8 protein-coding genes and 1 tRNA gene are annotated in these 13,089 nt (G+C 66.5%); 7 read left to right on the forward strand and 2 right to left on the reverse strand.

The genetic code is table 11. The features are described from left to right. Nucleotides 1–71 precede the first annotated feature (71 nt). From carA to clpX, 6 genes are all read left to right on the forward strand, one after another. Complete coding sequence (gene carA / locus OLSU_RS03895) at nucleotides 72–1,325, forward strand: glutamine-hydrolyzing carbamoyl-phosphate synthase small subunit (RefSeq protein ID WP_013251646.1); 1,254 nt, start codon at nucleotides 72–74, stop codon at nucleotides 1,323–1,325. Next, nucleotides 1,325–4,549: a carbamoyl-phosphate synthase large subunit gene (gene carB / locus OLSU_RS03900; RefSeq protein WP_013251647.1), complete on the forward strand. Its 3,225-nt coding sequence runs from the start codon at nucleotides 1,325–1,327 to the stop codon at nucleotides 4,547–4,549. The genes carA and carB overlap by 1 nt, the downstream gene beginning before the upstream one ends. Nucleotides 4,550–4,642: 93 nt before the next feature. Continuing rightward, nucleotides 4,643–4,729 (forward strand) — tRNA-Leu (locus OLSU_RS03905). A gap of 70 nt (nucleotides 4,730–4,799) precedes the next feature. Beyond that, entirely contained in the window at nucleotides 4,800–6,119 is a 1,320-nt protein-coding gene (gene tig, locus OLSU_RS03910; RefSeq protein ID WP_013251648.1) for a trigger factor, read from the forward strand. Nucleotides 6,120–6,215: 96 nt separating this feature from the next. Further along, complete coding sequence (locus tag OLSU_RS03915) at nucleotides 6,216–6,830, forward strand: ATP-dependent Clp protease proteolytic subunit (protein ID WP_013251649.1); 615 nt, start codon at nucleotides 6,216–6,218, stop codon at nucleotides 6,828–6,830. 37 nt (nucleotides 6,831–6,867) lie between these two features. Continuing rightward, nucleotides 6,868–8,163, forward strand: a complete 1,296-nt coding sequence (gene clpX / locus OLSU_RS03920; protein ID WP_013251650.1) for an ATP-dependent Clp protease ATP-binding subunit ClpX — start codon at nucleotides 6,868–6,870, stop codon at nucleotides 8,161–8,163. A 147-nt stretch (nucleotides 8,164–8,310) separates the two neighbouring features. Here the strand turns inward: clpX and OLSU_RS03925 are convergent, their stop codons facing one another. Together OLSU_RS03925 and OLSU_RS03930 are read right to left on the reverse strand one after the other, a co-directional pair. Continuing rightward, entirely contained in the window at nucleotides 8,311–9,084 is a 774-nt protein-coding gene (locus OLSU_RS03925; RefSeq protein WP_013251651.1) for a TatD family hydrolase, read from the reverse strand. After that, nucleotides 9,081–9,902, reverse strand: a complete 822-nt coding sequence (locus OLSU_RS03930) for a tRNA threonylcarbamoyladenosine dehydratase (RefSeq protein WP_013251652.1) — start codon at nucleotides 9,900–9,902, stop codon at nucleotides 9,081–9,083. Before OLSU_RS03930 ends, OLSU_RS03925 begins: the two co-directional genes overlap by 4 nt. Nucleotides 9,903–10,352: 450 nt before the next feature. Between OLSU_RS03930 and OLSU_RS03935 the strand changes: the two genes are divergently transcribed. Then, nucleotides 10,353–13,064 (forward strand): valine--tRNA ligase, encoded by a 2,712-nt coding sequence (locus OLSU_RS03935; protein WP_041548886.1) that lies wholly within the window; start codon nucleotides 10,353–10,355, stop codon nucleotides 13,062–13,064. The last annotated feature ends 25 nt before the right edge of the window (nucleotides 13,065–13,089 follow it).

Below are 13,089 nucleotides of genomic sequence, written 5' to 3' on the forward strand. Positions count from 1 at the left end.
TCATCGTGTTGGCGTCCGTCCCTGGCGGGCGCCTTTTCACGCGAGGGGTCATATGGGAGGGGAGGACGTGCGTGAACCCATTAGTTGACGGCATGCGCCAGCAGCGGGCGCTGCTGGCGCTCGAGGACGGGACGGTGCTCGAGGGGAGGTCGTGCGGCGCTCGTGGCGAGGCCTTCGGCGAGATCGTCTTCAACACCTCCATGACGGGCTATCAGGAGATCGTGAGTGACCCCAGCTATGCCGGGCAGATCGTCACGCTGACCTATCCCCAGGTCGGAAACTATGGCGTCAACGAGGGGTGCATGCAGTCGGGTTCGCCCCGGCTGCGTGCGCTGGTCGTCCGGGACATGTGCCATGCCCCCAGCAACTGGTCCAGCCAGACGAGCCTGCCCGACTTCCTGTGCGGGCACGGCGTCGTCGCCATGGAGGGTGTCGACACGCGCGCGCTGACGCTGCGAATACGCTCTGCGGGTGCCATGCGCGCGTGCGTCTCGACCATGGACCTTGACGGAGAGCGGCTCGTCTCCCGGGTCGTGGCGTCACCGTCCATCTCGGTCCATAACTTCGTGCCGGACGTCTCGACGCCCACGCCCTACGTCGTGGATGCGGCGGGTCCCCTCCGCTTCAGGGTCGTGGCGCTTGACTGCGGGGAGAAGCGCGGCATAACGGATGGCCTGGCTGCCCAGGGCTGTGAGGTCATCGTCATGCCGTGGGACGCGTCTTGCGAGCGCGTGCTGGCCGAGCGCCCGGACGGCGTGTTCGTCTCGAACGGGCCGGGGGACCCCACCCGGGTGGCGGTCACGAGGCACACGGTGTCCCAGCTCCTGGGCAGGCTGCCCGTCTTCGGCATCTGCCTGGGACACCAGCTTATGTCGCTTGCCGCGGGAGGCCAGATCGAGAAGCTGCCCTTCGGCCATCACGGTGGCAACGAGCCGGTCATGAACCTCCTGACCGGCAAGGTAGAGGTCACGGCGCAGAACCATGGCTTCGGGCTCGTGTTCCCCAGCCTGGGCGCCCTCGTCGGCGAGCTTTCGGGCGGGGAGACGGACCATCCCCGCGACCTGCGCCATTGGTGCGAGCGACGGCTGGCGCCCGTCGTCCTGACCTCCCGCCTCGGCCGCGTGCGCCTCACGCACGTGAACCTCAACGACGGCACGCCCGAGGGCATGCAGTTTCTGGACGTTCCCGCCTTCAGTGTCCAGTATCACCCGGAGGCCAGTCCCGGCCCGCATGATGCGGCCTACCTCTTCAGGGCGTTCGCACGCCTCATGGAGGGGCGCGACGACTATCTTGCCATCGACGTGCACGAGGGGAGGCGCTTCTGATGCCGAGGCGCGAGGACATCGAGAAGATCCTGGTCATCGGCTCTGGACCCATCGTCATCGGCCAGGCCTGCGAGTTCGACTACTCGGGCACCCAGGCCTGCCGCGCCCTGCGCGCCGCAGGCCTCTCGGTCGTGCTCGTGAACTCGAACCCCGCGACGATCATGACCGACCCGGACACCGCGGACAGGACCTACGTCGAGCCCATCACCCTCGACGCGGTGCGTCGCGTCATCGAGCGCGAACGGCCCGACGCCCTGCTGCCCAACATGGGCGGACAGACGGCGCTCAACTGCGCCGTCGCCCTGGGCGAGGCGGGCGTACTCGACGAGTTCGGCATCGAGGTCATCGGCTGCGACCTTGACTCCATCAGGCGGGGCGAGGACCGCGAGCTCTTTGCGGCGGCGATGGCGGACCTCGGCCTCGAGGTGGCACGCGCCGGTAGCGCCCACAGCATGCAGGATGCCCGTCGCATCGTCTCTGAGGTGGGATTTCCCGTGGTCATACGCCCGTCGTTCACGCTGGGTGGCGCAGGCGGCGGCATCGCCCGCGACCAGGGGGAGCTCGAGCGCATCGTCTCGCAGGGGCTTGCGCTCTCGCCTGAGCACGAGGTGCTCGTAGAGGAGTCCATCGAGGGCTGGAAGGAGATCGAGATGGAGGTCATGCGCGACGTTGCCGGCAACGGCATCGTCGTGTGCTCCATCGAGAACCTCGACCCCATGGGCGTTCACACCGGCGACTCCATCACGGTGGCGCCCGCCCAGACCCTGACCGACGCGGAGCTGCAGCGCCTGAGGGACTACTCCCTCGCCATCCTCGAGCGCATCGGCGTCGCGACGGGAGGGTCCAACGTGCAGTTCGCCGTCGACCCCAAGGACGGTCGCGTCATAGTCGTCGAGATGAATCCCCGCGTCAGCCGCTCCTCGGCGCTTGCGTCAAAGGCGACGGGGTTCCCGATAGCGAAGGTGGCTGCCCTCCTCGCCGTGGGCTACACCCTCGACGAGGTGGCCAACGACATCACCGGAGCCACGCCGGCCTGCTTCGAGCCCTCCATCGACTACTGCGTCGTGAAGGTGCCGCGCTTCGCCTTCGAGAAGTTCAAGGGCGCCAGCGAGGAGCTCACCACGCGCATGAAGAGCGTAGGTGAGGCGATGGCCATAGGTCGCTGCTTCGAGGAGGCCCTCCAGAAGGCCCTGCGTTCGCTCGAGCAGGGCAGGGCGGGACTTGGCGCCGACGCCCACGACGGCTTCGACGAGGACCGATTCGACGAGCTGGTCGCGCGCCCCACGCCCGAACGCATCTTCTACGTCGCCGAGGCACTCCGTCGCGGGTGGTCGGTCGCGCGCCTGCACGAGGTGACGGGCATCGACCCCTGGTACCTCTTTCGCATTGCGGACATCGTCCGCGCGCAGCGTACCCTTGCCGAGGACGGCCTCGCGGGCCTCGACGCGGAGCGTCTGCTCGCCGCGAAGCAGCTGGGCCTCTCGGACGTGCAGATCGCCCACCTCACGGGGTCGAGGGAGGAGGTCGTGCGGGCACTGCGCGAGGTGCTGGGCGTCCGTGCCGTCGTGAAGACGGTGGACACGTGTGCCGGGGAGTTCTCTGCAAGTACCGACTACCACTATCTGACCTACGAGTGCGGGGGCGTCACCGAGGCGCATGAGGCCTCCAGGCCACGCGCCCTGATCCTCTCGGCGGGACCCAACCGCATAGGCCAGGGCATCGAGTTCGACTACTGCTGCGTCCATGCCGCACGGGCCCTGCACGAGCGTGGCTTCGAGACGGTCATGGTCAACTGCAACCCCGAGACCGTCTCCACAGACTACGACAGCTCGGACAGGCTCTACTTCCAGCCGCTCACCTTCGAGGACGTGATGGACGTCATCGAGGTGGAGCGCCCCGCCGGCGTCGTCGTGGCGCTGGGCGGGCAGACGCCCATCAAGCTGGCCCGCGACCTGGAGGCGGCAGGCGTGCCCATCATGGGCACGAGCCCCGATGCCATCGACCTGGCCGAGGACCGCGACCGCTTTGCGGCCCTGCTCGACCGCCTGCGCATATCCTATCCGCCCTCGTCCGTGGCGCGGACGCAGCAGGAGGCCGCGGAGGTCGCCCGGCGCATCGGCTACCCGCTGGTCATCCGCCCGAGCTACGTGCTGGGGGGTCGCGGCATGGGCATCGTCTACGGCGACGAGGACCTTGCCGCCTACATGGCCTCGGCCACGCATGTCACGCCCGAGCGACCGGTCTACCTCGACGCCTTCCTCGAGGACGCCATCGAGCTCGACGTCGACGCCCTCGCAGATGGTCGAGAGTGCTATGTGGGGTCTGTCCTCGAGCACATCGAGGAGTGCGGCATCCATTCCGGTGACTCGGCCTGCTGCTGGCCTCCGTTCTCGCTCTCGGACGCCATCGTGGGGCGCGTCCGTGACACGACGCGCCGCCTCGCCCTCGCCTGCGGCATCCATGGCCCCCTCAACGTGCAGTTCGCCATCCGAGACGAGCAGGTCTTCGTCATCGAGCTCAATCCTCGCGCAAGCCGCACGGTGCCCTTCTCGTCCAAGGCCACGACCGTCCCTCTGGCCCAGTGCGCGGCGCGCATCATGGCGGGGGAGACGATCGAGTCCCTGCGCCTTGAGGGAATCCTGCCCAGCGAGGGATGCGGCGCAGGCTACTTCGCCGTCAAGGAGGCGGTCATGCCATGGAGCCGCTTCCCGGGCGCGGACTCGGTCTTGGGCCCCGAGATGAAGTCGACCGGCGAGGTCATGGGCATCGCGCGGACCTTCCCGGAGGCCTATGCGAAGACGCGCCAGGCCATCGACTACGCCATGCCCGAGGACGGCACGGTCTTCGTAAGCGTCTGCGACCGGGACAAGCGCGCCATCGCGCCCGTGGCATTGGCGCTCGAGGGCCTGGGCTATGACATCGTGGCAACGCCGGGTACGGCCAAGACCCTGCGGGCGGCTGGAATCGCCTGCGAGGTGGTCTCCCGGATAGCCGACGGGCATCCCAATGCGGTCGATCTGATGGAGGAGGGAAAGGTGAGCTTCATCATCAACACGCCGCACGGGCGTGCGTCGCGCGGTGACGGGGCGCGCCTGAGGGGGGAGGCCGTCAGGCGCGGCATCACCTGCGTGACGGCACTCTCGGCGACGATAGCCCTGGTGCAGGCGCTTACGGCCTCACGACGGCGGGAGGGGGAGGTCTTCGCCCTGCAGGACCTGGCATAGCATGGACGCCCCTGGGCCCCTCCGCGTGGAAAGATTGAGCACGGTGGGGAAATGCTGTGCGGCTTTGCTATCATGCAAAGGCTGTGTGATAACGCGGGCGTGGCGGAACTGGTAGACGCGCTGGATTTAGGTTCCAGTGGGAGAAATTCCGTGAAGGTTCGAGTCCTTTCGCCCGCACCATCACCCGAGGCTTAGGTACTGCGCGAGGCAGGCGCACGAGCGTGCCGAGCACGAGAACACTGGAGGAACGTTGGACATCACCGTCACCGCCGAAAGGCCCGACAACGACAAGGTCGTCGCCACCATCACCGTCTGCGCCGCAGACGTCGACAAGGCCATTGCCGCCGCCTACAAGGACATCGCCAGGAAGTACAACTTCCAGGGCTTCCGCAAGGGCCGTGCCCCGCGTCCGGTCATCGACAGCCTGGTCGGCCGCGCCAACGTCCTGGCCCAGGCCACCGAGGACGTCATGAATGACGCCCAGCCCATGATGCTCGAGCAGCTCGACATCGTCCCCGTCGACCGCCCCGACTACGGCGAGCATCCCGTGGCGGTCGTCGAGCACGAGGACTTCACCACCACGGCCACCGTCCTTGTCCCACCCGCGTGCGAGCTCGACTCCTACGACGCCCCTGCGATCAACATGCCGCCTGCCGAGGCCACCGAGGCCGAGGTCGACCAGCAGCTCGAGCAGCTCCAGAGCTACCGTGCCACCTACGAGGACGAGGACGAGGACCGTCCCGTCGCCGCCGATGACGTCATCGTCTGCGACATCGAGAACAAGCAGGGCGTCCCCGAGCTTGCCGGCGAGGGCCGTCAGCTCGCCCTCAACGGCTCCTACCTGCCCAGCGACTTCGTCGCGGGTGTCATCGGCATGAAGAGGGACGAGACCAAGGAGATCTCCTGGACCAAGGCCGTCGACGGCGAGAGCGACCACGACTTTGCCGTCTCGGTCACCCTCAGGGGCATCAAGAGGTCCGTCCTCCCCGCAATCGACGAGGAGTTTGCAAAGGGCACCGGCTTCGACTCCGTCGAGGCGCTGCGCGACGCCGTGAGGGAGGAGATCGAGGAGGACAAGAAGCGGAGCCTGCCTTCGCTCAAGGAGGACCGCCTCGTCGAGGAGATCGGCAGGCACCTCACCCTGGAGAAGGTCCCCGAGGCCTACCAGAACCAGGTCTTCTCTGAGCTGGCCCAGGAGTTCCTCGGCCAGCTTCAGCGTCAGGGCATGTCGCTCGACATGTACCTTGCCGCCCGCCAGATCAAGTCCGAGGACTTCCTTGCCGACCTGCGCGAGCAGGCAGGCGAGCGAGCGCGCCAGTCGCTGGCCCTTGATGCGCTGGCCACCAAGCTCGCCCTCGAGGCCACCGAGGAGGACGTGAGGGCCGAGTTCGAGCGTGCCGGGGTCGATGATGTGGACAAGTCCATCGCCGAGTTCACCCAGTCTGGCCAGATGCCTGCGGTCCGCGAGTCCATCCGTCGCACCAAGGCCGTCAACTGGCTCGTCGAGAACGCCACGGTCACCGAGGTCGACGAGGTCGCCGAGAAGCGTGCCCAGAAGGACGCCGAGTAGGCGTCACCTCGCGCCCCCGCGCCCATAGGACTACGGATGCGCTCCGAGGGGTACCTTACCCCGGAGCGCATTTTCGACAGCAGAGGAGACCCACCCATGCACAACCCCATGGCAACCCCGCTCATCCCGTACGTCATCGAGCAGACGCCGCGTGGCGAGCGCAGCTACGACATCTACTCGCGACTCCTGAACGACCGCATCGTCTTTCTCGGCGAGGAGATCACCCGCGACTCGGCGAACCTCGTGATCGCGCAGCTGCTCCATCTCGAGAGCCAGGACCCCGACAAGGACATCTCCCTCTACATCGACTCACCTGGTGGGGAGGTCTACGCGGGCCTGGGCATCCTCGACACGATGAACTTCATCAAGCCCGACGTCTCGACCATCTGCGTGGGCATGGCCGCCTCGATGGCGTCCGTCCTTCTCGCCGCAGGGACGCCAGGCAAGCGCCTTGCACTGCCAAACTCCATGATCATGATCCATCAGCCCAGCTCTGGCGCCCAGGGCCAGCAGACGGACATCCAGATCGTCGCCGACGAGACCAAGTGGATCCGCAACCACATGAACGAGCTGCTGGCGCAGTATACTGGGCAGTCCGTGGAGAAGATCAACGCCGACACCGAGCGCGACAACTACCTGCGCGCAAGCGAGGCCGCTGCTTACGGCCTGGTCGACAAGGTCATCTCCTCCCGTACCGAGCAGGTTGACTAGTACGAGGACGCGCGTGCGCCCCGCAAGGAGAAGCTAGATGCCGACAAACGACATGAACACCCCAGAGCCGCACTGCTCGTTCTGCGGCAAGAGCCGCAGCCAGGTGCGTAAGCTCATCCAAGGGCCCAATGGGGTCTTCATCTGCGACGAGTGCGTCAACGAGTGCGCAGACATCATCTCCGAGGACGATGCGGCGCAGTACGCCGACGAGAAGGGAGAGGCACCCTCAGCGCCCATCGCGTACCTCCCGACCCCGCACGAGATCTACGACGAACTCTCGCAGTACGTCATGGGCCAGGAGGACGCCAAGCGCGCCATGAGCGTCGCCGTCTACAACCACTACCGCCGCATCATCTCGGGGGACGACGGCACCAATGCCGACGGCGAGCGCGTCGAGCTCGCGAAGAGCAACATCCTGCTGCTGGGTCCCACCGGCACCGGCAAGACGCTGCTGGCCCAGACGCTCGCGCGCTTCCTGGAGGTGCCGTTCGCCATCGCGGACGCCACGACCCTCACCGAGGCGGGCTATGTGGGCGAGGACGTGGAGAACATCCTGCTCAAGCTCATCACCGCGGCCGACGGCGACGTCGAGCGAGCCCAGGTGGGCATCGTCTACATCGACGAGATCGACAAGATCGCGCGCAAGGCCGAGAACCTCTCCATCACCCGTGACGTCTCGGGCGAGGGCGTGCAGCAGGCGCTGCTCAAGATCCTCGAGGGCACCGAGGCGAGCGTCCCACCGCAGGGAGGGCGCAAGCACCCCCAACAGGAGCTCATCCACATCGACACCAAGAACATCCTCTTCATCTGCGGCGGCGCCTTCGTGGGCCTGGACAAGATCGTCGCGGACCGCATCGGCAAGAAGGGCATCGGCTTCAACGCCGAGCTTGCCAAGCGGGTCGAGGAGAACCAGGACGAGCTCATGGGCCAGGTCATGCCCCAGGACCTGCACAAGTTCGGCATGATTCCCGAGTTCATCGGTCGCATCCCCGTCATCACCTCCACCAAGGAGCTGACAGAGGACGATCTGGTCGAGATCCTGACCAAGCCCAAGAACGCCATCGTCAAGCAGTACCGTCGCATGTTCGAGATCGAAGGCGTCGAGCTCGACTTCGACGACGACGCCCTGCGTGAGGTGGCCGCACAGGCAATTGCCCGTGGCACGGGCGCCCGCGGCCTCAGGGCCATCTGCGAGTCGACCCTCGAGGAGACCATGTTCGACCTTCCGAGCGACCTCGACATCACGAGGGTTGTCGTGACCAAGGAGTCGGTGGGCGGGACCGTGAGACCCATGGTCGTCCGTCAGGACAGCGGCAAGCACCGCGCAAGCTAGACCCACAGAGCGGTCGTCGGCCCCATCGTCGTCATCATGATTCAGGTCGCAGGCCCTCAGATAAGGGAGCTCATGGATCGCCATAGGGGGTCTGGTCCCAAGTAAGCGGGCGGCTCGGATGGCTGCCGGGCCTCCCCCGGTGACCTGTCACGCGGACAGCAGGCCCCGTGCGTTGAGTGCGATGCGCTCTGTCAGTGCGTCGGACTCCATGTGGCGTGACTGTGCGACCATGGCGATGCTCCTCCCAAGCGCGGCCTCAATCATCTGGGCCTTGAAGGGCCGGCCCACATGTGGCGGCAGGTCCGTCTCGGTGAGCAGACGGTCGAGGGGCAGCTGACGGGCATACTCGCGACCGCGCCTGGTGGCGAGCATCATCTGGTTGACGCTGAACCAGCAGCCGGACTTGACGGCGCGGTGCAGCTCGTCCGAGCTGCCGCTGAACCAGTGGAACACGCAGCGGCAACGCTCGAGGCAGCCGGTCTCGGCGAGGATGTCGAGGCAGGCGCCCGCCGCGTGCACGGCGTGGATCGAGATGACCGTGGGGGTGGTTGGGGTCGCGTGTGCCACTGCGGCTGCGCACACACGCCTGAAGGCCTCCACTTGACATGCGTGGGAGTCGGATGGCGTGTGTGCGTCCGAGAAGTCGAGGCCAACCTCGCCCAGCCAGCGCGTGTGCGCGGCAAGCTCCTCAAAGCGTCGAATGTCCTCTTCTTCACATCGCCCGTCCGCGACCCACCAGGGATGCAGGCCCAAGGCCAGATGCACGTTGGGAAGGTGGCCCAGACGGGGGAGGGCAGCCTCGTACCCCTTGGGCGTGACGGTCGTCGCGAAGAGCGCCAGTCCGTCCCGCTTGGCCTGATCCGCCACTTCGACGGCGTTTGGCATGAAGTCCAGGTGGACGTGGGCGTCAAAGAGCCTCATCTTCTGGCCTCGAGTCCCGCGAGCCCGCAGATGACGCGCCCGGCGATCATCTGGCCCATGATAGGTGGCATGTAGCTCATGGTGCCCAGGATGGAGGCACCCTCCCGCACGAAGCCGCCGTCGCCCAAGGCGGCTGCCTTGCCCTCGGGCTCGCACGGCGACTCGTCGGAGCAGAGGACCTCCAACCCATGGATGCCACGCTTGCGACACTCCTTGCGGATGATGCGCGCCAGCGGGTCGTTGGTGGTTTTCTCGATACGCGAGAAGCGCAGGCGGGTGGGGTCGAGCTTGTTGGCTCCTCCCATGCTGGCTACCTCGCGGATCCCCTCGTCCTGACACCACTGCGCAATGATGAGCTTCTGGCTCACGGTGTCGATGGCATCCACCACGTAGTCCGGGCGGGGGAGGGCCGAGAGGGTCTCGGCCAGGTTCTCCTTCGAGAGGAACCGTTGGTGGAGGGTGAGGTGGCAGGAGGGGTTGATGTCGCTTACGATGCGGGCCATGACCTCGGTCTTCGGCTGGCCGATCGTGGAGTTGTAGGCAACGGCCTGCCGGTTGATGTTGCTTGGGGCTACCACGTCGCGGTCCACGAGGACGAGCTCCCCCACGCCACCGCGCGCGAGGGCCTCGGCGCAGCTTGAGCCGACGCCGCCCAGGCCCAGCACCATGACGCGGGCCGCCTGCACGCGTGCCAGCGCCTCTGTGCCCATCACCAGGCGCAGGCGGTCGAGGGCGGTCTCTTCGGTGTCCCCCTGAGCGTGGTTTTGCGTGCCGTCGCTCCATATGCCGTCGCATGCGCCCTCGGCCTTGTAGTCCATGTGGTGCTCCTCCATGTGACGCGGTGCAAGCTGATGTGGTGCGAATGCGGTATCGGCATTGTACGGCAGGGCAGGACGTGCCAATCCGAGCGATTTCGGGGACCTGCTTGGGCTTGGGAATCGGCGTCAGCCCGTGGGAAATCGACCGGCTTCTCGGGCATGTGCCCGAAAGAAGATCGGATGAAGGCCGTCGAGGCCTGCATCGCGCATGTGCGCACAAGGCTCCTGTCAGCAACCTAGAGACATGCCGTACCCCTAGTTGGTCGGTGTTCATTCACCGTTCGGGCGGCCCCTTCCCGTGCTAAGCTAATGAGTTATCTGCTCGCACACCAGGCGAGCCGTCCGTCTGCACCACCCGTGCGGGCGTTGTGCAACCCGTCCCTCCGGTCGTGCGCGCTCAAGACACGAGTGCCAACGCGTGCCGCAGGGCCCAACAGAAAGCGAACCACAGTGGAAGAGATGCCCAAGACCTACGATCCCCAGACCACCGAGCCCGAGCTCATCGAAGCGTGGATGAGCGCGGGCTGCTACCAGCGCTCCAAGGGCGTCGGCGACTGCACCGTCACCATCCCGCCGCCCAACGTCACCGGCATCCTCCACATGGGTCACGCCATGGACGACACCATCCAGGACGCCTACGTGCGCTACAGCCGCATGCGCGGCCGCTCCACCCGCTGGATCCTGGGCACCGACCATGCGGGCATCGCCACGCAGACCAAGGTGGACAAGAAGCTCAAGGAGGAGGGCGTCTCCCGCCTCCAGATCGGCCGAGAGAAGTTCCTGGAGGCCTGCTGGGACTGGCGTCGCGAGTACGGCGGCACCATCGTCTCCCAGATCAAGCGCATGGGCTGCTCCATCGACTTCGATGACGAGAAGTTCACGATGAGCCCCGAGTACGCCCGGGCCGTGCGCAAGGTGTTCTGCGACTGGTACCACGAAGGCCTCATCTACCGCGGCAAGCGCATCGTCAACTGGTGCCCCAGCTGCAAGACGGCCATCAGCGACGACGAGGCCGAGTACAGGGGCGAGGAGGGCCACCTCTGGTACCTGCGCTACCCGCTCGTGGAGCCCACCGGTGGCATCGAGTACGTCACCGTGGCCACCACCCGCCCCGAGACCATGCTCGGCGACACGGGCATTGCCGTCTCGCCGTCAGACCCCGACAAGCAGTCCCTCGTGGGCAAGAAGGTCCTGCTGCCCATCGTGGGCCGCGAGATCCCCATCTTCTCCGACTGGCACGTGGACGCGGGCTTCGGTACCGGCTTCGTGAAGGTCACGCCTGCGCACGACCCCAACGACTATGCCATGGGCCAGGCCCACGGCCTGCCACAGATCAACATCTTCGACGAGCGCGCCCACGTGGTGGAGGGCTACGGTGAGTTCAGCGGCATGGACCGCGACGAGTGCCGCGAGGCCATCGTCAGCTGGTTCGACGAGCACGGCCTTCTCGACCACGTCGAGGAGCTGGACCATTCGGTCATGCACTGCTACCGCTGTGACACGGCGCTCGAGCCCTGGCTCTCCGAGCAGTGGTTCGTTGCCGTGGACAAGCTCAAGGGGCGCGCCACCGAGGTCGTGCGCTCGGGCGAGGTCAAGTTCCACCCCGCACGTTGGACGGACACCTACCTCACCTGGATGGATGGCCTCAAGGACTGGTGCATCAGCCGCCAGCTGTGGTGGGGACACCGCATCCCCGTGTTCTACTGCGAGGACTGCGGCTGGCAGGATGCCCTCATGGAGGATACGGGCACCTGTCCCAACTGCGGTGGCCACCACGTGCACCAGGACGAGGACGTGCTGGACACCTGGTTCTCCAGCCAGCTGTGGACCTTCGCCACGCAGGGCTGGCCGGATGACGCCACCGAGCTTGCCCAGCACCATCCCACCAAGGTCCTGGTCACCGCCCGCGACATCATCGCGCTCTGGGTCGCACGCATGATCATGAGCTCGCTTTACTTCACGGGCGAGATCCCCTTCCGCGACGTCTACATCTACGCGACCATCCTCGCCAAGGACGGCAGCCGCATGAGCAAGTCCAAGGGCAACGGCGTGAACCCCATGGACCTCATGGAGAGGTACGGCGCGGACGCCATGCGCTTCAACCTCCTGACCCTCATCACCAACAACCAGGACGTCAAGTTCGACGCCAACATCGACAAGAAGACCCATGCCCTCATCGACAGCCCCCGTACCGAGCAGGCGCGCTCCTTCGTCACCAAGATCTGGAACGCCAGCCGCTTCGTCCAGATGAACCTCGACGGCTACGCGCCTGGCGAGCCCAAGGCCGAGACGCCCGAGGACGCCTGGATGCTCAGCCGCCTCGCGCGCATCGTCGACGAGGCCACCGAGGCCCTCGAGGGCTATGCCTTTGGTGACTACGCCCGCGACATGCAGTCCTTCTTCTGGAACGAGGTCTGCGACTGGTACATCGAGCTCTGCAAGGGCCGCTTGCTGGGTGGCACGCCAGAGGAGCGTCTGCAAGCGCAGCGCAACCTGGTCTTCGTCCTGGACACCTCCCTGCGTCTGCTGCATCCCGTGATGCCCTTCGTGACCGAGAAGGTCTGGGACGCGCTGCCCGCGAGCGCCTTGGGCCGCATGTCGGCCACAGGAGAGGTCGATTCGCGCTTCCTGATGCTCGCCAGCTGGCCCGAGCCCGCAGACTTCGCACGCTTTACGGACGACCGTGCTGAGGGCGACTTCGAGCTTGCAAAGGGCCTCATCTCCGCCGTGCGCTCCACGCGAGCGCGCTATCGCCTCTCGCCCAAGGCCGAGCTGGCGGTCGCTGTCAAGGCGGATGCGGCTGCGTCCGAGAAGATCAGCGCCCAGGTGGACTTCATCCGCCAGGTCGGGCGCGTGAGCGCTCTCACCGTGGGCGCACCGGACGAGTTCGTTCGCCCCGAAGGCTCCGTCAGCGTGTTGGCGCCCGACTTCGAGGCCTACGTCGTGGTCGGTGGTCTCGTCGACCTCTCCGCAGAGGCGGCGCGTCTCGAGAAGGAGCTCGCCAAGGCCGAGAAGGACCTGGCCTCCGTCTCGCGCACCCTCTCCAACGAGGGCTTTGTCGCCAAGGCCGCGGCAGATGTCATCGAGAAGAAGCGTGCACAGAGGGACGAGCTCTCCGTCACGGTCGAGCGTCTCTCGGCCCAGATTGCGGACCTAGTGTAGGGAACCCGGTACGGTGGAGCCCGAC

It is taken from the genome of Olsenella uli DSM 7084, from assembly GCF_000143845.1.
Taxonomy (GTDB): domain Bacteria; phylum Actinomycetota; class Coriobacteriia; order Coriobacteriales; family Atopobiaceae; genus Olsenella; species Olsenella uli.

Coding starts and splice junctions, on each gene's coding strand:
- carB (WP_013251647.1), top strand. CDS start 1,325: ATGCCGAGGCGCGAGGACATCGAGAAGATCCTGGTCATCGGCTCTGGA.
- OLSU_RS03915 (WP_013251649.1), top strand. CDS start 6,216: ATGCACAACCCCATGGCAACCCCGCTCATCCCGTACGTCATCGAGCAG.
- clpX (WP_013251650.1), top strand. CDS start 6,868: ATGCCGACAAACGACATGAACACCCCAGAGCCGCACTGCTCGTTCTGC.
- OLSU_RS03925 (WP_013251651.1), bottom strand. CDS start 9,084: ATGAGGCTCTTTGACGCCCACGTCCACCTGGACTTCATGCCAAACGCC.
- OLSU_RS03930 (WP_013251652.1), bottom strand. CDS start 9,902: ATGGACTACAAGGCCGAGGGCGCATGCGACGGCATATGGAGCGACGGC.